Origin of the sequence: Xanthomonas sp. D-109, assembly GCF_017746095.1 — a bacterium.
Taxonomy (GTDB): Bacteria; Pseudomonadota; Gammaproteobacteria; order Xanthomonadales; family Xanthomonadaceae; genus Xanthomonas_A; species Xanthomonas_A sacchari.
Map to the genome: position 1 here is coordinate 162776 of NZ_JAGHWV010000011.1, position 18930 is coordinate 181705.

General features: G+C 70.2%; 20 protein-coding genes. 9 read left to right on the forward strand and 11 right to left on the reverse strand.

Annotation, left to right across the window (positions count from 1 at the left end):
* Window positions 1-37: 37 nt before the first annotated feature.
* Both J7357_RS12215 and J7357_RS12220 read right to left on the reverse strand, forming a co-directional pair.
* Window positions 38-1159 carry an inorganic phosphate transporter gene (locus tag J7357_RS12215; RefSeq protein WP_209246747.1) on the reverse strand — a complete coding sequence of 374 codons (1122 nt, stop codon included), beginning with the start codon at window positions 1157-1159 and terminating at the stop codon, window positions 38-40.
* A gap of 85 nt (window positions 1160-1244) precedes the next feature.
* Entirely contained in the window at window positions 1245-1871 is a 627-nt protein-coding gene (locus J7357_RS12220; protein ID WP_160958893.1) for a DUF47 family protein, read from the reverse strand.
* Window positions 1872-2129: 258 nt separating this feature from the next.
* On the opposite strand from J7357_RS12220, the gene J7357_RS12225 reads away from it, so the two are divergent.
* Together J7357_RS12225 and J7357_RS12230 are read left to right on the forward strand one after the other, a co-directional pair.
* A complete protein-coding gene (locus J7357_RS12225) occupies window positions 2130-3473 on the forward strand; it encodes a hemolysin family protein (protein WP_209246749.1) in 1344 nt (447 codons plus the stop codon).
* Window positions 3457-4119, forward strand: a complete 663-nt coding sequence (locus J7357_RS12230; protein ID WP_209246751.1) for an exopolysaccharide biosynthesis protein — start codon at window positions 3457-3459, stop codon at window positions 4117-4119. Before J7357_RS12225 ends, J7357_RS12230 begins: the two co-directional genes overlap by 17 nt.
* Before the next feature lie 33 nt (window positions 4120-4152).
* On the opposite strand, the gene J7357_RS12235 is transcribed toward J7357_RS12230, so the two are convergent.
* Window positions 4153-4341, reverse strand: a complete 189-nt coding sequence (locus J7357_RS12235; protein ID WP_209246754.1) for a hypothetical protein — start codon at window positions 4339-4341, stop codon at window positions 4153-4155.
* A gap of 198 nt (window positions 4342-4539) precedes the next feature.
* On the reverse strand, window positions 4540-5538 hold the full coding sequence (locus J7357_RS12240) for an LLM class flavin-dependent oxidoreductase (protein WP_209246756.1): 999 nt from the start codon (window positions 5536-5538) through the stop codon (window positions 4540-4542).
* 623 nt (window positions 5539-6161) lie between these two features.
* Between J7357_RS12240 and J7357_RS12245 the strand changes: the two genes are divergently transcribed.
* On the forward strand, window positions 6162-6968 hold the full coding sequence (locus J7357_RS12245; protein ID WP_209246758.1) for an SDR family oxidoreductase: 807 nt from the start codon (window positions 6162-6164) through the stop codon (window positions 6966-6968).
* Window positions 6969-7101: 133 nt separating this feature from the next.
* Here J7357_RS12245 and J7357_RS12250 read toward each other — a convergent pair whose 3' ends face one another.
* Window positions 7102-7839, reverse strand: a complete 738-nt coding sequence (locus tag J7357_RS12250) for a sulfurtransferase (RefSeq protein WP_209246760.1) — start codon at window positions 7837-7839, stop codon at window positions 7102-7104.
* A 95-nt stretch (window positions 7840-7934) separates the two neighbouring features.
* Complete coding sequence (locus J7357_RS12255) at window positions 7935-8300, reverse strand: DUF6164 family protein (RefSeq protein WP_209246762.1); 366 nt, start codon at window positions 8298-8300, stop codon at window positions 7935-7937.
* A 67-nt stretch (window positions 8301-8367) separates the two neighbouring features.
* Between J7357_RS12255 and J7357_RS12260 the strand changes: the two genes are divergently transcribed.
* The 4 genes from J7357_RS12260 (at window position 8368) to J7357_RS21510 (ending at window position 10915) form a co-directional block, all read left to right on the forward strand.
* Complete coding sequence (locus tag J7357_RS12260) at window positions 8368-8811, forward strand: FKBP-type peptidyl-prolyl cis-trans isomerase (RefSeq protein WP_209246764.1); 444 nt, start codon at window positions 8368-8370, stop codon at window positions 8809-8811.
* A gap of 13 nt (window positions 8812-8824) precedes the next feature.
* Window positions 8825-10084 (forward strand): TIGR03862 family flavoprotein, encoded by a 1260-nt coding sequence (locus J7357_RS12265; protein ID WP_209247011.1) that lies wholly within the window; start codon window positions 8825-8827, stop codon window positions 10082-10084.
* Window positions 10085-10223: 139 nt separating this feature from the next.
* The gene (locus J7357_RS12270; protein ID WP_209246766.1) at window positions 10224-10679 is read left to right on the forward strand and encodes a hypothetical protein; all 456 of its coding nucleotides are present in this window, start codon (window positions 10224-10226) and stop codon (window positions 10677-10679) included.
* Window positions 10680-10786: 107 nt separating this feature from the next.
* Window positions 10787-10915, forward strand: coding sequence for a hypothetical protein (locus tag J7357_RS21510; protein ID WP_280515381.1), 129 nt, complete (start codon window positions 10787-10789; stop codon window positions 10913-10915).
* A gap of 54 nt (window positions 10916-10969) precedes the next feature.
* On the opposite strand, the gene J7357_RS12275 is transcribed toward J7357_RS21510, so the two are convergent.
* From J7357_RS12275 to J7357_RS12290, 4 genes are all read right to left on the reverse strand, one after another.
* Complete coding sequence (locus J7357_RS12275; RefSeq protein WP_209246768.1) at window positions 10970-13156, reverse strand: diguanylate cyclase; 2187 nt, start codon at window positions 13154-13156, stop codon at window positions 10970-10972.
* A gap of 119 nt (window positions 13157-13275) precedes the next feature.
* Window positions 13276-13770: a GNAT family N-acetyltransferase gene (locus tag J7357_RS12280; protein ID WP_209246770.1), complete on the reverse strand. Its 495-nt coding sequence runs from the start codon at window positions 13768-13770 to the stop codon at window positions 13276-13278.
* Window positions 13767-15389, reverse strand: coding sequence for an FMN-binding glutamate synthase family protein (locus J7357_RS12285; RefSeq protein ID WP_209246772.1), 1623 nt, complete (start codon window positions 15387-15389; stop codon window positions 13767-13769). Before J7357_RS12285 ends, J7357_RS12280 begins: the two co-directional genes overlap by 4 nt.
* Window positions 15390-15538: 149 nt before the next feature.
* On the reverse strand, window positions 15539-16828 hold the full coding sequence (locus J7357_RS12290; protein ID WP_209246774.1) for a nucleotide sugar dehydrogenase: 1290 nt from the start codon (window positions 16826-16828) through the stop codon (window positions 15539-15541).
* A gap of 365 nt (window positions 16829-17193) precedes the next feature.
* Between J7357_RS12290 and J7357_RS12295 the strand changes: the two genes are divergently transcribed.
* Window positions 17194-17517, forward strand: a complete 324-nt coding sequence (locus J7357_RS12295; protein WP_017911090.1) for a hypothetical protein — start codon at window positions 17194-17196, stop codon at window positions 17515-17517.
* 15 nt (window positions 17518-17532) lie between these two features.
* Window positions 17533-17709, forward strand: coding sequence for a hypothetical protein (locus J7357_RS12300; protein WP_209246776.1), 177 nt, complete (start codon window positions 17533-17535; stop codon window positions 17707-17709).
* A gap of 78 nt (window positions 17710-17787) precedes the next feature.
* Here J7357_RS12300 and J7357_RS12305 read toward each other — a convergent pair whose 3' ends face one another.
* Entirely contained in the window at window positions 17788-18768 is a 981-nt protein-coding gene (locus J7357_RS12305; RefSeq protein ID WP_209246778.1) for a LacI family DNA-binding transcriptional regulator, read from the reverse strand.
* Between the last annotated feature and the right edge of the window lie 162 nt (window positions 18769-18930).

Genomic DNA, 18930 nt, shown 5'->3' on the forward strand with positions numbered 1-18930 from the left:
ACGATTCCCGTTTCCCCACTCCCGATTCCCGGCTCCCTCACACCCACCCAGCCAGCGCGAATCCACGGAAAATCAGATACGCCACGCCGGCGGCCGCCGGAATCGTCAGGATCCACGCCCAGACGATGCGTTCGATGACGCCGAAGCGCAGCGAGCGCGGGTTCTTGGCGAAGCCCACGCCCATGATCGCGGTGGAGATGCTGTGGGTGGTGGACACCGGCATGCCGAAGTGCGCGGCCAGGGTCAGGATCGTGGCCGAGCTGGTCTCCGCGGCGAAGCCGTGGATCGGATGCAGCTTGACCATCTTGTGGCCCAGGGTCTTGATGATCTTCCAGCCGCCGGAGGCGGTGCCGGCGGCCATCACCACCGCACAGGTCAGCACGATCCAGGTGGCGATGCCCTGCCCCTGATGGGCGTCGGGATGCAGGAAGGCCAGCCACGACGGCAGCGCGTCCAGGGCGCCGGTGCTCTGCGCGCCGATCAGGGTCATGGCGATGATGCCCATGGTCTTCTGCGCGTCGTTGTGGCCGTGCGCATAGCCCATGTACGCGGCCGAGGCGATCTGCGCCTTGCCGAAGAAGGCGTTGACCCAGCGCGGCCGCGCCAGCCGCCCGAGCGGGCCGCCGAGCTTGGCCAGGCCGGCGATCGCCGCCCACAGCAGCAGCATCACCGCGATGCCGAGCAGGAAGCCGGCGATCGGCGAGGTGACCATCGGCACGAACACCTTCCACAGCAGGCCCTTGTTCTTGGCCCAGTCGCCCACGGTCTGCGACCAGATCAGCGCATCCCAGTCGTTGTGCGCCGCGGCCAGGCCGGCGCCGCACAGGCCGCCGATCAGCGCGTGCGAAGACGAGGACGGCAGGCCCTTCCACCAGGTGATCAGGTTCCAGACGATGCCGCCGAGCAGCGCGCACAACACTACCTGCGGAGTCACCGCGACCACGTCGGTGTTGAGCAGGCCGGAGGCGATGGTCATCGCCACCGCGGTGCCGGTCAGCGCGCCGACCAGGTTCATCGCCGCGGCCAGCATCACCGCCCAGCCGGGGCTGAGCACCTTGGTGGCGACCACCGTGGCGATCGAGTTGGCGGTGTCGTGGAAGCCGTTGATGAATTCGAACACCAGTGCCGCCAGGATCACGATCAAAACCAGGCTCAGCATCGGCGCGCCTCCATGCACGCGGCGGCGGCGGCCGGCGCGCGCAGGGCGCCACGGCCGCGCAGGCAGCAACTCCGCAGCGCGTCCATCAGGAGTTCTTCAGCACGATCTGGTAGACCACCACGCCGGCCTCGCGGCAACGGTCGATGGCCTTCTCCAGGATTTCGAAGAACTCCTTGAGCAGGAACATCTGCAGGTTGTCCAGGCGCCCGGAGTAGATGTCGCGGTACAGCTCCAGCATCAGCCGGTCGGCCTCGTTCTCCAGCGAGCGCAGCTTGTCGTTGAGCGCGCTCATCCGGTCCAGGTGCATGTTGCGCAGGTCGTGGACCATCTCCACCACCACTGCCGCGGCCTGCTCCAGCATCGCCGCGCGCGGGGCGAAGTCGATGTGCTCCAGGTGCTGGATCGCCAGCGAGTAGCGGTCGGCGAACTTCTCCACCTGCTTGGGAATCTTGTACAGCGCCGAGCCCAGCGCCTCGATGTCCTCGCGCTCGATGGGCGTCATGAAGCTGTCCACCAGCGCCTGGCCGATCTTGTCGGAGGCCGCGCGCTCGCGCAGGCGCGCCAGCTTGAAGCCGTCCAGCGCCGGCTGCCGGTCGGACTCGCGCATCATCGCGTGCAGGGCCTTGGTGCTGTCGTAGGCGGCCTGTGCCGCCTCGTCGAGCAGGGTGTAGAACTGCTTGCCGGAACCGAAGATGGTCTGCAACGAAAACATGCAACGCGCTTCCCGCCGTCGCGGGAAGGACGGCACTGGGGCGGAATTATGACTGTTTGCTGACACCTGCGGGTAGTCGCGGCCCGGGAGATTGCCTGCCGGCGTGGGCACCGCGTGGACGCGGCGCCTCCCTGGGTTTGTTACCATCCTCGCCGCGCCCTTCACGGGCGCACCCTATGGACGACCACCCCAGCCCCCCTCCCCCGCGCCGCAACGGCGCCCATGTCCCCGCTTTCCTTGGCGCCAAGGAGCGCGCGCATGCTTGAACTGTTGATCGTTGCAGCCCTCATCCTGCTCAACGGTTTCTTCGCGATGTCCGAGATGTCGCTGATGACCTCGCGCAAGAGCCGGCTGAAGCAGATGGCCCAGTCCAGCACGCGCGCGGCCAAGGCCCTGGCGCTCGCCGAGAACCCCGAGCACTTCCTGTCCACCGTGCAGATCGGCATCACCGCCATCGGCATCCTGACCGGTGTCTTCGGCGGCCAGGCCATGGGCGTGGCGATCGCGGCCAAGCTGCAGGCGCTGTTCCCGGCGCTGGCGGCCAACTTCACCCTGTTCGGCGATCCGCAGCCGTGGTCGGCGCTGATCGGCAAGACCCTGGCGATCGTGCTGATCACCTTCCTGACGCTGATCTTCGGTGAACTGGTGCCAAAGCGCCTTGCGCTGACCCGATCGGAGGTCATCGCCGGCTTCGTCGCCATTCCCATGGGCTGGCTGGCCCGGGCCGCCGCGCCGTTCGTCTGGGTGCTGTCGCGCTCGACCCGGCTGGTGCTGCGCCTGCTCGGCCTGGGCAAGGAGGAATCGGCTTCGGTGACCGAAGAGGAGATCCGCATGCTGGTGGCCGAGAGCCACGAGGCCGGTGTGATCGACGCGCACGAGCGCGACATGATGAACCGGGTCATGCGCCTGGGCGACCGTACCGCCGACAGCCTGATGACCCCGCGCAACCGCATCGCCTGGCTCGACGCCAACGCCGAGCCGCAGCGCAACCTGCAGGTGATGCGCGAACACGAGTTCTCGCGCTACCCGGTGTACCGCGGCAGCGACCAGGACATCGCCGGCGTGCTGGAGGTGAAATCGCTGGTCACGCGCATGGACGGCGACGCCACCCAACTGTTCCAGAGCCTGCGCGACACCCTGTTCGTGTCCGAGTCCACCCACGCGATGAAGCTGCTGGAGATCTTCCGCGAGGAACAGCAGTCGATGGCGCTGGTGGTGGACGAGTACGGCGAGATCCAGGGCCTGGTGACGATCAGCGACCTGATGGGCGCGGTGGTCGGGCGCCTGCAATCGGCCGACACCGCCGACGAGGACGCGCTGGTGGTGACCCGCGCCGACGGCTCGCTGCTGATCGACGGCTCGCTGGCGATCGAGGAGCTGCGCGAACTGCTCGGCGGCGCCGAGCTGCCCAGCGCCGAGGAAGGCGACTACAACACCCTGGCCGGCCTGTGCATCTACTACTTCGGGCGCATCCCGCACGCCGGCGAGTTCTTCGACTGGGCCGGCTGGCGCATCGAGATCGTCGACCTGGACGGCGCGCGCGTGGACAAGCTGCTGCTGCGCAGGCTGCAGGACGAGAACAGCGATGACATCACCGGGTGACGCACCCGGCGGTGCGCCGCGCGACGGCGACCACGGCTACAGCGCCGAGGGCATCCGCACCCTGCTCGACACCTTCGTCCTGGGCGACCCGGACGAACACCTGCGGCTGCGGCTGATCCTCGCCGATCTGCAGCAGAGCGCGTTCGGCGTGTTCCTGTTCGTGGCGATCCTGCCCGCGTTCCTGCCGGTGCCGGGCCTGGCCGGCGGCATCAGCGGGCCGCTGGTGACGCTGATCGGCCTGCAGATGCTGATCGGTCTGCGCAAGCCGTGGTTGCCGCGTTTCATCGGCGAGCGCGGGCCGCGCCGCCGCACCATGCAGCGCTTCGTCGGCCGCATCGCGCCGTGGCTGCGACGCCTGGACCGGCTGCTCAAGCCGCGCCTGCCGGCGCTGGTCGACACCCTGCCGGCGCGTGCGTTCAGCGGCCTGCTGTTGGTCGTGCTGGGGATCCTGCTGTCGCTGCCGATCCCGTTCACCAACTACGCCTTCGGCGCGATGCTGCTGCTGTTCGCGCTGGCGTTGCTGGAACGGGACGGTGGGCTGATGCTGCTGTCGTGGCTGGGCAGCATCGCCGTGGCACTGAGCCTGGGATTGGCTTCGGACCAGGTGGTCGACCTGGGCCGGGAATGGATGCAGAAGCTGCGCTGACGCGTCGCGGCGGCAGCGCGCAGCGCCACCCGCTCACTTCACCAGGTACAGCCCCGTCTCGTTGGCGAACACGTTGCGCATGTGCGCCTGGCGCGGCGAGGCATTCTGGGTCGACCGCTCGGTCGCCTGGCCGCGTACGCGCTCCAGGCATTTGCTCAGTTGTTGCAGTGCCGCCTCCAGTCCACATTCGTGCACCGGCGCCCTCGGATGTTGTGCGTTCATTGCCGATCCCCTGTTCGCATCGTTGTACGGCCATGTCCTGGGCCGAACGCCACGCTGATGCGTGACGCGCCACGATCACATACCGGGCAAAATCAAGACATCGTGAAAGCAGTGCGCGCTGTGATGTGCATCAACAGGAGTGCGGTGTTTCTCGGCGAAGTGCGTCTGCGCTCGTAGACACCCGCGCGGATGCACGCATCAGGCGGCCGCAGCGACCTGCGTCCATGCCTCCGCCGCCAATTGGAACGAGCGCAAGCGCGCCGCGTGATCGTGGATGTTCGCGGTCAACAGCAGCTCGTCCGGGCGGTGCCGCGCGACGAAGTCCGACAGGCCCTGCGCGACCGTGTCGGGATCGCCGAGTACGGTGCAGGCCAGCGCCCGCTCAACACCCAGCTTCTCGTGCGGTGCCCAGAACGCTTCGATGTCGTCGATCGGAGGCGGAATCAACCCGGGGCGGCCGCGGCGCAGGTTGACGAAGCTCTGCTGCTGGGTGGTGAACAGACGCCGCGCCTCTTCGGTGGACGCGGCGGCCACCACGTTCAAGGCCAGTACCGCATACGGCGCCTGCAGGCGCGCCGATGCGCGGAACTCGCGGCGATACACCGCCAGCGCCTCGTCCATCGCGTCCGGGGCGAAATGCGAGGCGAAGGCGAACGGCAGGCCCATCGCCGCGGCCAGGCGCGCGCTGAACAGGCTGGAGCCGAGCAGCCACACCGGCACCTCGATGCCGGCGCCGGGCACGGCGCGCACCAGTTGCCCGTCCACCGCCGGCTCGAAATAGCGCAGCAATTCGGCGACGTCGTGCGGGAATTGGTCGGCGCTGTCGAAGTAGCGGCGCAAGGCGCGCGCCGTGGCCTGGTCGGTGCCGGGCGCGCGGCCGAGGCCCAGGTCGATGCGCCCGGGATACAGCGAGGCCAGGGTGCCGAACTGCTCGGCCACCTGCAGCGGCGCGTGGTTGGGCAGCATGATGCCGCCGGCGCCGACGCGGATGCGCTTGGTGCCGCCGGCCACATGCCCGATCAGCACCGCGGTGGCGGCGCTGGCGATGCCGGGCATGTTGTGGTGCTCGGCCAGCCAGTAGCAATGGTAGCCCCAGCGTTCGGCGTGCTGGGCCAGGTCCAGCATGTTGGCGAAGGCGCCGGCGGCGTCGCTGCCTTCGCAGACCGGGGCGAGGTCGAGGATGGAGATCGGCATCATGGTGAGGCGGGTTCCTGCAGGCGATGCGGACGAGGTGGGGACGCCGGTCGCCGATTGCAGCGGCCGTGGCCGGAACGCTGATTTGCGCTGGGTGTTGGGTGTTGGTGTGTGCGTCGGGCAGGACGCTTGGCTGGCGGTCGTACCCTCACCCCAACCCCTCTCCCGGTGGGAGAGGGGCTTTGGCTTCTTCCTTCTCCCACCGGGAAAAGGTGCCCCGCAGGGGCGGATGAGGGTACGGGCGAAGCCACGCACTGCCAGATCGGTGCAGGCGCTGCGCGCTCCGGACCCTCACCCCAACCCCTCTCCCGGTGGGAGAGGGGCTTTGGCCTCTTCCTTCTCCCACCGGGAGAAGGTGCCCCGCAGGGGCGGATGAGGGTACGGGAGAAGCCTCGCACTGCCAGATCGGTGCAGGCGCTGCGCGCTCCGGACCCTCACCCCAACCCCTCTCCCGGAGGGAGAGGGGCTTTGGCTCTCCCTTCTCCCGCCGGGAGAAGGTGCCCCGAAGGGGCAGATGAGGGTACGGGCGAAGCCTCGCATCATCAGATCAACGCAAGCGCCACTACCACATTGGTTGCACAGCGCGCTGGCTAGGCTGATACCCCTGCTCTCGCCCGGTCGCCCCCATGTCGCTGATCCCGCCACCCGCACCCGTCCCCGCCATGCCCTTGCGCGACCGTGTGGTGCTGGTCACCGGAGGCGCGCAAGGCATCGGCCGCGGCGTGGTGCAGGCGGTGCTGGGCGCTGGCGGCAAGGTCGTGTTCGGCGATCTCGACGCCGACGCCGGGCGGGCCTGCGTGACCGAACTGGATGCCGGCGAGCGCCTGCTGTTCCGCCGCGTCGATGTGGCCGCCGAGGCCAGCGTGCGCCGCTTCATCGATGCCGCGCTGGCCCGGTTCGGCCGCATCGACGGGCTAGTCAACAACGCCGGCATCGCCGATCCACACACCGGACCGCTGGAACGGCTGTCGCTGCGCGAGTGGAACCGACGGCTCGGGGCCAGCTTGGGCGGCGCGTTCCTGTGCAGCAAGCACGCCCTGCCGGCGTTGCGCGGCAGCCGCGGCGGCGGCGCCATCGTCAACATCGCCTCCACCCGCGCGCAGCAGTCCGAACCGGACACCGAGGCCTACGCCGCGTCCAAGGGCGGGCTGGTGGCGTTCACCCACGCGCTGGCGATCAGCGCCGGTCCGCAGGTACGGGTCAACTGCATCAGCCCCGGCTGGATCGCCACCGACGCCTGGCGCAAGCCGACCGCGCGGCGCGCTCCCAAGCTGTCGCGACAGGACCATGCGCAGCATCCGGCCGGTCGTGTCGGTACGCCACCGGACATCGGCGCCCTGGCGGTCTATCTGCTGTCGGCGCAGGCCGGCTTCATCACCGGCCAGGAGTTCGTGGTCGATGGCGGGATGACGCGCAAGATGCAGTACGCCTGAGGGCGTGGGGATTGGGGAGTCGGGATTGGGGATTCGTTAAAGCGGGTGTTGCCTTACCTGACGGGCCACATGCATAGCTGGCAGCAACACGCCTTTGCCAATCCCCAATCCCGACTCCCCAATCCCGCGACAATCAGCCGCCCACCAGCGGCTCCAACTGCGGATCCAGCGCCACGCGTTCGTCGAAGACGAAGCAGCGGCCGTCGTAGCCCTCGCCGCCCACTTCCTCGAAGTAGCCGAGGATGCCGCCGTCCAGTTGCAGCACGTTGTCCATGCCGTCGGCGCGCATCCACAGCGCCGCCTTTTCGCAGCGGATGCCACCAGTGCAGAAGCTGACCACGGTGGCGTCGGCCAGGGCCGCGCGGTGCGGGGCCAGCGCCTCCGGCAGGTCGGTGAACTTGACGATCGGCAGGGTCAACGCGCCGGCGAAGGTGCCGTGGACCACTTCCTGCGCATTGCGCGTGTCCAGCAGTACCACGCGCCGGCCGGTGTCGTCGTGCCCCTGGCGCAGCCAGCGCTGCAGGGTGGCCGGCGCCACCGCCGGCGCACGCGCCGCCTCCAGCGGCGCGGCGGCATCGCGGCGGAAGCTGATGATCTCCGGCTTGACCTTGACCTTCAGCCGCGCGAACGGCTGCTGTGCGCTGGTGCTGGACTTCACGCGCAGGTCGGCGAAGCGCGGATCGGCACGCAACTGCGCGTAGAAGCCGTCGATCGCTGCCGGCGCGCCGGCCAGGAACAGGTTGATGCCCTCGCCCGCCACCAGGATCGTGCCGCGCAGGTCTCCGTCCTGCGCCCAGGCATGCAACTGCGCGGCGAGCGCGTCGGGGTCGGCGATGGCGACGAAGTGATAGGCGGCGGTGTTGGCGATCATCGGCGCATTTTAGAGCCTGCGGCGCATGCCCGCTGCAGGAAACGGCCGCCCCAGCGCACACGGCACCTCGGCGACGCGTGTTGCAGCGCGCCCCGCTAGCCGCGCAGCAGCAGGAACGGCAGCAGCACCAGCGAAGCGACCAGCAGCATGCCCAGCAACGTCGCCAGCACGAACAGCGGGCGCCGCCGCAACAGGCGGGCGAAGGTTTCGGCGCTGCCGTCGCGCAACGCCGCGGCGCGCTCGGCGCGGGCGCGTTGGCCACGTTCGGCCTGGTACTCGGCCAGCAACGACTTGGCGCGCGCCTGCTCGGCGTCCTCGCGCAGCCAGATGCCGCCGGCGGAGATGCCGAAGGTGCCGGCGCGGGTTTCGTAGTAGCCGATGCCGGCGGCATCGAGCAGCGCGCAGACCTCGGCGCGTTCGTCGTCGGGCACGTGGCGCAGGTTGAGCAGCAGTTTGGCCATGCGCCGCATGATAGCCGCTGCGGCGATGCGCTACCCTTGCACGCCCTGCCCGCCGTGGACGTCCCGCATGCGCCGAATCCTGCTGCTGTTGAGCCTGTCGTTGCCGGCGTGGCTGCTGGGCGGCTGCACGCCGCCGGGGCCGCCGCCCGGCGGCAGCATCGCCACGTTCCAGGCCACCGACGAGCGTGTCGGCGACGGCGCCGAGGCGCGCCCCGGCAGCCGGGTCACCGTGCACTACACCGGCTGGCTGTACGACGAGCACGCCAAGGACAAGCGCGGCGAGAAGTTCGACGCCTCCGCCGACCACGGCCAGCCCTTCAGCTTCGTGCTGGGCGGTGGCCAGGTGATCCGCGGCTGGGACGAGGGCGTGGCCGGCATGCGCGTGGGCGGCAAGCGCCTGCTGATGCTGCCGTCGGACTACGGCTACGGCGACAGCGGCGCCGGCGGGGTGATCCCGCCGGGCGCCTCGCTGGTGTTCGAGGTCGAACTGCTCGATGTCCAGCCGCGTTGAGCCGACTGCGCCGATGCCCGCCAGCAAGCACGCCGCGCCGGTGCGCGGCCGTCTCGTCATCGTCGGCGGCGGCCCGGCCGGGCTGATCGCCGCCGAGACCGCGCGCGCCGCCGGCGCCGAGGTCGACCTGTACGAGGCCAAGGGCTCGGTGGGACGCAAGTTCCTGATCGCCGGCAAGGGCGGCCTCAACCTGACCCACTCCGATCCGTTCGAACGCTTCGTCGCCCGCTATCGCGAACGCGCGACCGCGGTCGGCGACTGGCTGGCCGACTTCGATGCCGACGCACTGCGCGCCTGGGCGCAGGCGCAGGGTGTGGAGACCTACGTCGGCAGCTCCGGGCGGGTGTTCCCGCTGGACCGCAAGGCCGCGCCGCTGCTGCGCGGTTGGGTGCGGCGGCTGAAGGAGGCCGGCGTGCGCTTCCACGTGCAGCAGCGCTGGCTGGGCTGGGCCGCGGACGGCGCGCTGCGCTTCGCCGGCGCCGACGGCGAGCAGCGCGTGCAGGCCGATGCCTGCGTGCTGGCGCTGGGCGGCGGCAGCTGGCCGCAGCTCGGCTCCGACGGCGCCTGGCAGGACACGCTGCGCGCGCGCGGCGTGGAGGTGGCGCCGCTGCAGCCGGCCAACTGCGGCTTCGACGTGGAGTGGAGCGCGCATTTCCGCGAACGCCATGCCGGCGCGCCGCTGAAGCCGGTGGTCGCGCACTGGCACGATGCGCAGGGCCAGGCGCAGTCGCTGCAGGGCGAATGCGTGGTCGGCGAGCACGGCATCGAAGGCAGCCTGATCTATGCGCTGGCCGCGGACCTGCGCGAGACCATCGCCGCGCACGGCCCGACCACGCTGTGGCTGGACCTGGCGCCGGGGCGCGACCTGCCACGGCTGCAGGCCGAACTGGGCAAGCCGCGCGGCGGCCGCAGCTTCGGCGAGCATCTGCGCCGCCAGGCCGGCATCGACGGGGTCAAGGCGGCGCTGCTGTTCGAGATCCTCGGCAAGCAGGCCGGCCACGATCCGACGCTGGCCGCGGCCACGCTCAAGCGCCTGCCGCTGACCCTGCAGCGCCCGCGCCCGCTGGCCGAGGCGATCAGCAGCGCCGGCGGCGTGCGCCTGGAGGCGCTGGATGCGCACCTGATGCTGCGGGCGCTGCCCGGCACCTTCTGCGCCGGCGAGATGCTCGACTGGGAAGCGCCGACCGGCGGCTACCTGCTCACGGCGTGCTTCGCCAGCGGCCTGCGCGCCGGCCGCGGCGCGGTGGCCTGGCTGCAACGGAGCGGGGCCTGAGCGCGACCGGTACGGGATCGGGCCGAAGCACGGACGTGAAGGTGCACGGCGACGTCCGGCTACAGGCTCGCTTCCCGTAATCTAGCCATTCGAACCGGCTCGAGAGCACTGCATGGCCACCGGCCGATCGATCCTTGGCTTGCACCTGACCCTGGCTTTGCTGGTCCACGGCGCAGCCGCCGCGCAGAGCCGCGCCATCACCGAGACTCCCCATGCCGGCATGTCGCAGCAGGCACTGGAACGCGCCTACATCGAATCCTATGAGCAGTCCGGATTCCGCCTCGCCAGCCGCGACCGGCGCTCGCTACCCAACGGCGCCTGGATGACCGCGCTCGTGTTCCAGTTGAAGCGCGCACCGGCGGGGCCAGGCGCGCCCGGCACCACGCTGATCCTGGCGGGCAACCAGGCGACCGGGTGCGATCCCTGCAACCTGAGCAGGGAACGTTTCAGAGGGCCCGATGCGGACAATCCCGATCCGGCGGCATTCGCACGGGGGCGACGCGCGCTCATCGAAGCCGACACGGCGGCCCTGGCAAAGGTGCGGCAACGGCTGGGGATGAGCTTGCCACCGGTAGAGACGCCGCCGACGCCTTGATCGCGTCACCGCGTCCGCACAAGGATTGCCTGGCGTCGCGTGGAAAGCGGCCTTGAGCGCGATCCTACGGAGCGCTCACCCCGATCGCGGACAAGGTCCACTGTGAGGTGCCGGACATCGTCATCCGCTTCGACGCGTCCACGCCGGATCAGCGCAGGCTCGATGGTGGCGGCACGCCCTGCGCGTTGCGCCGCGTCGTCGCCGACGCCACGCCGTCATCGCAGCACTGCCGCTGAGCGCTCGGCGCTGTCCGCCAGGGACCGACGCGCCACGCGCACGGCGTGCCGCGCTCAGAGCATGGCGATCTGCACCCGCGCCTGCGGATCGCGCTTGGCCACGTACATGGCCTCGTCGGCGCGCTGGGTGAGCAGCACCGGATCGAAGCCGGGGCCGGCCTGCACCGCGATGCCGATGCTCGGCTGCAACGGCAGGTGCCGGCCACTGACCTCGCAGCCGTCCGCGCACGCCGCCATGATCCGCTCCGCGGCGGCCAGCACTTCGCGCCTGGCGTCGGCCAGCCCTTCCAGCAGCACCACGAACTCGTCGCCGCCCAACCGCGCGATGCTGTCCTGCCCGCGCAGGCAACGCTGCAGCAGCCGCGCGAAGTGCACCAGCAGCGCATCGCCGACGTGATGGCCGAAACGATCGTTGACGCTCTTGAAGTCGTTCAGATCCAGGAACATCACCGCCACCTGGCCCTGGCTGCGGCGCTCGCTCATGCGTCGCCGCAGCGTCTGGTTCCAGGCCATCCGGTTCGGCAGCCCGGTCAGCTCGTCGCGCAGCGCGCGCTCCTCCAGCAGCCGCGCCAACCGGGTCTGCCCGGTGATGTCGCTGATCATCAGGTGCAGGCCGACCCGTTGCGGCGCCAGCGCCACATCCGGGATCAGGCTGAAATGCATGATGCGCAGGGCGTCGGTGGCATCGCACAGTTCGGCGTCGAACTGCGCCGGGACACCCTGCAGCGCTGCCGGCAGATGCACTTGCAGCAAGGCCTGCTGCTGTGGATCCAGCACCTCGTGCAGTCCGCGGCCGACGATGCGCTCCGGCGCCAGCCCGAACCACGCCGCATACGGCCGGTTGACGAACTGGTAGCGCAGGTCGTGGTCGAGGTAGGCGATCAGCGCCGGCGCGTTGTCGGCGATGGTGCGCAGTTGCGCCTCGCTGTCGCGCAGGCGGTGCTCGGCCTGGTGCTGCTCGGTGATGTCCTGGATATGGGTGACGAAGTGCAGCGGACGCTGCTGTTCGTCGCGCACCAGCGACACCGCCAGGCGCGCACGCACGGTATGGCCGTCGCGGTGGTGATAGCGCTTTTCGCTGTGGTAGTCGTTGCGGCGGCCGGCGATCAACGCGGCCACCTGTTCCATGTCTTCGGCGAGGTCCTCAGGATGTGTCAGATCCTGGAAGCGCAGCTCCAGCAGCTCCGCGCGGCTGTAGCCGAGCATCGCGCACAAGGCGTCGTTGACGTCCAGCCAGCGCCCTTCCAGCGACACCAGCGCCATGCCGTGCGCGGCCACCGAGAACGCGCCGGAGAAGCGCTGCCCCGCCAGCAGCGCCGCCTGCGACGCCGCGCGTTCGGCGCTGACGTCGCGCATCACGCAGACCGCGCCGAGCACCCGCGCGTCGCCGCCATACAACCGTTCCGCATTGCACAGCACGCTGCGCGGCGCCTGCCCCTTGGCGGCAATCACGATTTCCGCATCGCGCACCGATTCGCCGCGCCAGGCACGGACCAGCGGCACGTCATCGCTGGCCAGCAGGCGCTGGCCGCTGGCGTCGAACAGGTCGAAGTACTGCGCCCACTGCTCGGGCGGCAAGGCGCGAGGATCGGCCCCGTGCCACTGCCGTGCCACCCGGTTGAACTCGCCCAGCGTGCCGTCGGCCCGGCACGACACCACGCCGTCGGGCATGGTTTCCAGCAGCAGGCTCAGCGTCTTGGCCTGGTCGTGGGCGATGCGTGCGTCGCGGCGCGCCTCCAGGTGCGCAGTGACCTGCCGGGCCAGGCGCTGCAGACCTTCGCGCTGGCGCGTGTCCAGCTGCCGCGGACGGATGTCGACCACGCACAGGGTGCCGTAGCTGTAGCCCTGGTCGCCGACCAGTGGCATGCCGGCATAGAAGCGCAGGTGCGGCGCACCGCAGACCAACGGGTTGCCGGCGAAACGCGGGTCCAGCGTGGTGTCCGGCACCTCCAGCAACTGCGGCGACAGCAAGGCATACGTGCAGAACGCCAGCTCGCGCGGATAGCCGGTGGTGCCGGCGGGCAGGCCGCAGCTCGCCTTGAGCCATTGCCGGCGTTCGTCGATCAGCGAGATCAGGGCGATCGGCGCCTCGCACAGCTGGCTGGTCAGCCAGATCAGGTCGTCGAAGGCCGGCTCCGACGGGGTGTCCAGCATCCCCAACTCGGCCAGCGCGCGCAGACGTTCCGCTTCGTCGACGGGCAGCGGCGCGGGAACGACGTCGGGGACCGAGGGTTGGTTCATGCGCAGGACGCCGAGGAGGAACCGGCACGATAGCGGGCGGCGGCGGCGATGGCGAGCATCCGCCGTACATGCGGCCGTGCAAAACGGCCGCGTCCACGCGATGTAGTGGGATACCGACCTCAGCGTAGCGCGGCTGCGCCGTGCTTCTCCATGAACACGCACTCCAGCACGATCCCGCTGGGATGGGGATAGCCTCCCTCGCGCACCACCACATACCCTTGCGAACGGTAGAACGCCACCGCGTTCAGTGCAGCGGCGACATGGATGCGCGGACAGGCTGCAAGGCGCTGTTCCAGTGCCTGCAGCAGACGCCTGCCGAGGCCGCCGCCGCGCAGGGTGGGATCGACGAACAGGCCGTCGATCTCGGCACCGGCCAGGTCGACGGTGCCGAAGCCGAGCACGCGTCCGTCGCGATCCTCGGCGACGATCGCCCCACCCGCGGCGACCAGCCCGCGATACGACGCCGGTGCCGGGGCCGCCGACCAGCGCGCGATCACCTCCGGCGGGTAATGGCTGCTGCAGACCTCGCGGACGCAGCGGGTGCGCAGCGCCCACAGCACTGCGATGTCCTGCGGCAGCGCCGGCCGCAACCGCGCTGGCGCCGCCTCGCTCATTGCGACTTGCTGTCGCGCAGGCGCCGGATCCGCTCCGGCGGCTGGAACGAATCGCTGCGCGCGTCGCCCCAGTAATCGTGGAAGACCGCATGGTCGGGCACCGTGCGCAGCAGTTCGCCCGGCTCCAGGTAGCGGTACAGCGAGGCCAGCGAGCGGATCTCCACCTGCGAGACGCGGCGCAGGATGTGCTCCGGCCCCAGTTGCGAGGGATGCGTCAGCCCGGCGGCGCTGAGCAGTTCGCGCAGGGCCTTGAGCGTGTTGGCGTGGTAGTGCGCGACCCGGGTGGCCTTGTCGGTGGGGTCCAGGTGCTGCCAGCGGCGCCGGTCCTGGGTGGCGATGCCGGTGGGGCAGCGATCGCTGTGGCAGCTCAGCGACTGGATGCAGCCCAGCGCGAACATGAAGCCGCGCCCGGCGTTGCACCAGTCCGCGCCCAGCGCCAGCGTGCGCGCGATGTCGAAGGCGCTGGTGATCTTGCCGGCGGCGCCGAGCTTGATGCGCTCGCGGATGTCCAGCCCGACCAGGGTGTTGTGGACCAGCAGCAGGGCTTCGTGCATCGGCACGCCGACGTGGTCGATGAACTCGGCCGGCGCCGCGCCGGTGCCGCCCTCGGCGCCGTCGACGACGATGAAATCCGGGTACAGGCCGCTTTCCTGCATCGCCTTGGCGATGGCGAACCACTCCCACGGGTGGCCGATGGCCAGCTTGAAGCCGGTGGGTTTGCCGCCGGACAGTTCGCGCAGACGCGCCACGAACTGCAGCAGCTCCAGCGGCGTGGAGAACGCCGAATGCCGCGACGGCGACACGCAGTCGCGGCCCATGGCGACGCCGCGGGTGGCGGCGATCTCGGCGCTGACCTTGGCCGCCGGCAGCACCCCGCCATGGCCCGGCTTGGCGCCCTGCGAGAGCTTGATCTCGATCATCTTGACCTGCTCCAGCGTCGCGTTGGCGACGAAGCGCTGCGGGTCGAAGCGCCCCTCCTCGTCGCGGCAGCCGAAGTAGCCCGAGCCGATCTCCCACACCAGGTCGCCGCCGCACTCGCGGTGGTACGGCGAGATCGAGCCCTCGCCGGTGTCGTGGTAGAAGCCGCCCTGGCGCGCGCCGGCATTGAGCGCGCGGATGGCGTTGGCCGACAGCGCGCCGAAGCTCATCGCCGAGATGTTGAACACGCTGGCCGCGTAGGGCTGCGCGCAGTCGGCGCCGATGGTGACGCGGAAGTCGTGGTCGGCGATCTCGCTGGTGGCCAGCGAATGGTTGATCCACTCGTAGTCCGGCGCGTAGGTGCTGCGCTGGGTGCCGAACGGCACCACGTCCATCACGTTCTTGGCGCGCTGGTAGACCAGGGCGCGCTGCTGCCGCGAGAACGGCGCCTCCTCGATGTCGCTCTGCAGGAAGTACTGGCGCATCTCCGGGCCGACCGATTCCAGGCCGTAGCGGAAATGCGCCAGAATCGGATAGTTGCGGCGCAGGGTGCTGCGGGTCTGCAGCAGGTCCACGGTGCCCAGCCCCGCCAGCACGGCGAAGGCGGCCACGCCCCAGCCCCACAGCGGCCAGATCGCGCACAGGGCGATGGACAGCGCCAGCAGCAGGCAGCTGGCGAGATAGGCTAGGTAGCGGTGCATCGCGGTCCTCGCAGGCGTCGGAAGCCGGCGAGTGTAGAGGGTGTTGCGGTCATGGCGTTGCCACCGCCGCCGGGTCCGCTCCGCGCAGGTACAGCGTGCCGGTGCCAGGCACGCCAGCGCCGTGGGCTGGCGCGCGCCCGCGCCCCGTCTTACAGGCGGTCGTCCACCGCCGCGCGCGGCCACACCGACTTGACGTCGTAGACCACCAGGTCGGGCGTGCCGAGCGCGCGGATCTGCGCCGCGTCCAGGTCGCGGTAGGCCGCGTGCGCCACCGCCAGCACCACCGCGTCGTAGCGGCCGGGCACCGGTTCGGGCAGCAGCTCGACGCCGTGCGCCTGCGCCGCCTGCGGGTCGGCCCAGGGGTCGCAGGCGTCGACGCGGGCGCCGGCTGCGGCCAGCGCCTGCACCAGTTCCAGCGCGCGGCTGTTGCGCAGGTCCGGGCAGTTCTCCTTGAAGGTGACGCCGAGCACCAGCACGGACGCATCGGCCATCGCCACGCCCTTGCCGGCCAGCAGCGCCTGCACCCGCGCGGCGACATGCGCGCCGACCCGGTTGTTGACCTGGCGCGCGGTGTGGATCAGGTCCGGGTGGTAGCCCACGCTCTCGGACTTGTGCAGCAGGTAGTAAGGATCGACGCCGATGCAATGGCCGCCGACCAGGCCCGGCCGGAACGGCAGGAAGTTCCATTTGGTGCCGGCGGCGTCCAGCACGTCCTGGGTGTCGATGCCGAGCCGGTCGAAGATCAGCGCCAGCTCGTTGACCAGGGCGATGTTGACGTCGCGCTGGATGTTCTCCACCACCTTGGCCGCCTCGGCCACGCGGATCGACGGCGCGCGCCAGGTACCGGCGGCGATGATGCCGGCGTACAGCGCGTCGACCGCGTCGGCGGCGGCGGGATTGGAGCCGGAGGTGATCTTGCGGATGTCGGCCAGGCGCCGCTGGCGGTCGCCGGGGTTGACCCGTTCCGGGCTGTAGCCGCAATGGAAGTCGACGTCGCAGCGCAATCCCGAGCCCTGCTCGAGCAACGGCACGCAGACTTCCTCGGTGGTGCCCGGGTAGACGGTGGACTCGTAGATCACCAGGTCGCCGCGCTTGAGCACGCCGGCCAGCAACTCGCTGGCCTGGCGCAGCGGCTGCAGGTCGGGCTGCTCGTGCGCGTCGATCGGGGTCGGCACGGTGACGATGTAGACGTTGCGGTCGCGCAACTCGGCGGCATCGTCGCTGTAGCGCAGGTGCACGCCGGCGCGCAGTTCCTCGGCCTCCAGTTCCAGGGTCTGGTCGTGCCCGGCGCGCAGTTGCGCCACCCGCTGCGCATCGATGTCGTAGCCGAGCGTGTCGTGGCGGGCGCCGAACGCCACCGCCAGCGGCAGGCCGACATAGCCGAGGCCGATCACGGCGATGCGCGGCGGCGCGGAATCGAACACGGGGGTCACGGACATGCCAATCCTTTACGGGCGCCGGCAACGGCGACCGTCGGCGCGTGGTGGGAAAATCGGGGTGCCCGCGGACGCGGACCTCGTGCATGGTAAGCCGCTGCAGCGGCGCGGACCAAGTCGATCGGCGGAACGCCGGGGTCGCAGATGCGCGCCTCGTCTTCACACGACGCGTCGGCCGCCTTCACAACGCGGTGTGTGAAAGTCGGCGTCCAACATCACGCTTTGTGGCCGCGTGGGCGCGTGTCTTGTCATCCACACCACATGAGCACCACCTCACCTTTACGCGCCGCGGCCTAGGGTGATGGAGCGGTGGCTGCCAGGGGGGCACCCTCCGCCTCCCTCTTTCCTCTCACTCAAGGAGAACTCGCGTGAGTCACGCTCCGAGCCTGCTCGTGGATGTCGAAGCCGAATTGGCGCACTGGAAGGCGCTGCACGCGGCGGGCAAATTGGGGTCGCAGTCGTTCAGCGAACATGCGCGCCTGATCAAGATGGCCTGCGATGTGTTCCTGCAGTTGCCGCGCGAATCCAACGACGTGCGATTGCAGCGCCTGCGTCAGCGCTACGACGCCGAGCATCCCTGGCCGCGCATCGCCTGGAGCGATGCCGAAACCCTGGTCGTCGCCTGCTGGGCGCGCCTGGACGGTTCCGAGCAGCACGACCGCCATCCGGATCCGGCGCCCACCCCCGCCTGATCCAGGAGATCCGTCATGTCCCCGCCCGCCAACCGCGACAACGCCCACGATTCCCAGCAACGCAGCCACACGCCGGACAAGAGCCACAACGACGACGCGCAGTGGAAGGATCGCGACCAACCCGACAGCGACCCCAAGCGCGACCACGCCGATCCCGAGCACGACTACCCGCGACCGGACGGCAGCGAGTAGGCAGGCCACCACCCCCGCTGCGGCAGCGTCCCGTCGCCGCAGCGGCACCCCTCTCGCATCCTCACGCCCCCGCGACCATCAGCGCAGGCTCGATCCGCGCACGATGCAGCGGCCGCTGAGCACCACCTTGCGGGTCGGCTGCGCCGGCGCGTTCATCCGCTCCAGCAGCAACGACATCGCGGTGCGTCCCATCTCTTCCACCGGCTGTTCGATCACGGTGATGCCGGGCTCGACCAGGTCGGTCCAGCTTTCGTTGTCGAAGCCGGCCAGCGCCAGATCCTGTGGAATGCGTAGGCCGGCGCCGCGCGCGGCCTTCAGCGCGCCCATCAGCAGCAGGCTGTTGCTGGCCACCAGCGCGTCCGGCCGCGACGCCTGCGCCAGCCAGTCCTGAACCTCGGCGATCGCCGCCTCCGCGCTCGGCGCCACCTCGCGGTAGTCCGGCACCAGGCCGTGCCCGCGCATCGCCTCCAGATAGCCGTCGCGACGCTCGGCGGCGGTGCTGCTGGTCCTGCCGAACAGGCCGCCGATCCGGCGCACGCCCTGGCCGACCAGGTGATCGACCAGGGCCGCCATCGCCGCCGCATTGTCCAGCACCACGCTGTCGTGCGTGCCACTTTTGCCGGCGCGGTCCAGCAGCACCACCGGATGGTCGAAGCTCAACTTGCCCAGTTGGCTCTGAGTGGTGCGGGTGGGGGCGAAGATCAGCCCGCTGACCCGCTCTTCCTGCATCAGTTGCAGGTACAGCGCCTCGCGCTGCGGATCCTCGTCGGTATTGCACAGGATCACGCGCATGCCGGCGCGGTAGGCCACGTCCTCGACCGCGCGGATCGCGGCGGTGAAGAACGGATTGCGGATGTCGGCGACGATCAGGCCCACCACCCCTGAGTGCTGCGAGCGCAGCCGCCGCGCCATCAGGTTGGGGCGGTAGCCGGTTTCGCGCACCGCTGCTTCCACCCGCGCGCGCACCTCCTCGCTGACCGGGCCGTGGCCCAGTGCGCGCGAAACCGTCGAGGTCGAGACGCCGGCGACCCGCGCCACGTCGTGGATGCTGACGCTCACTGGCAACGTTCCCGCTTGTTTTCCATATCGACCCCCTGTCTTTGTGGCGCTTCCGGATAGTAGCACCCGGCTTTTCCGAAAGAATTGTGCACTGCACATTGACGATCGACTGGGAACGTTCCCACACTGCGCCCACTCGTCGCCCACCCTCAAGGACTCCGC

Excerpts from the sequence above, each read along its gene's own strand:
- J7357_RS12215 (WP_209246747.1), bottom strand. The coding sequence starts at position 1,159 with ATGCTGAGCCTGGTTTTGATCGTGATCCTGGCGGCACTGGTGTTCGAA.
- J7357_RS12220 (WP_160958893.1), bottom strand. The coding sequence starts at position 1,871 with ATGTTTTCGTTGCAGACCATCTTCGGTTCCGGCAAGCAGTTCTACACC.
- J7357_RS12225 (WP_209246749.1), top strand. The coding sequence starts at position 2,130 with ATGCTTGAACTGTTGATCGTTGCAGCCCTCATCCTGCTCAACGGTTTC.
- J7357_RS12230 (WP_209246751.1), top strand. The coding sequence starts at position 3,457 with ATGACATCACCGGGTGACGCACCCGGCGGTGCGCCGCGCGACGGCGAC.
- J7357_RS12235 (WP_209246754.1), bottom strand. The coding sequence starts at position 4,341 with ATGAACGCACAACATCCGAGGGCGCCGGTGCACGAATGTGGACTGGAG.
- J7357_RS12240 (WP_209246756.1), bottom strand. The coding sequence starts at position 5,538 with ATGATGCCGATCTCCATCCTCGACCTCGCCCCGGTCTGCGAAGGCAGC.
- J7357_RS12245 (WP_209246758.1), top strand. The coding sequence starts at position 6,162 with ATGTCGCTGATCCCGCCACCCGCACCCGTCCCCGCCATGCCCTTGCGC.
- J7357_RS12250 (WP_209246760.1), bottom strand. The coding sequence starts at position 7,839 with ATGATCGCCAACACCGCCGCCTATCACTTCGTCGCCATCGCCGACCCC.
- J7357_RS12255 (WP_209246762.1), bottom strand. The coding sequence starts at position 8,300 with ATGGCCAAACTGCTGCTCAACCTGCGCCACGTGCCCGACGACGAACGC.
- J7357_RS12260 (WP_209246764.1), top strand. The coding sequence starts at position 8,368 with ATGCGCCGAATCCTGCTGCTGTTGAGCCTGTCGTTGCCGGCGTGGCTG.
- J7357_RS12265 (WP_209247011.1), top strand. The coding sequence starts at position 8,825 with ATGCCCGCCAGCAAGCACGCCGCGCCGGTGCGCGGCCGTCTCGTCATC.
- J7357_RS12275 (WP_209246768.1), bottom strand. The coding sequence starts at position 13,156 with ATGAACCAACCCTCGGTCCCCGACGTCGTTCCCGCGCCGCTGCCCGTC.
- J7357_RS12280 (WP_209246770.1), bottom strand. The coding sequence starts at position 13,770 with ATGAGCGAGGCGGCGCCAGCGCGGTTGCGGCCGGCGCTGCCGCAGGAC.
- J7357_RS12285 (WP_209246772.1), bottom strand. The coding sequence starts at position 15,389 with ATGCACCGCTACCTAGCCTATCTCGCCAGCTGCCTGCTGCTGGCGCTG.
- J7357_RS12290 (WP_209246774.1), bottom strand. The coding sequence starts at position 16,828 with ATGTCCGTGACCCCCGTGTTCGATTCCGCGCCGCCGCGCATCGCCGTG.
- J7357_RS12300 (WP_209246776.1), top strand. The coding sequence starts at position 17,533 with ATGTCCCCGCCCGCCAACCGCGACAACGCCCACGATTCCCAGCAACGC.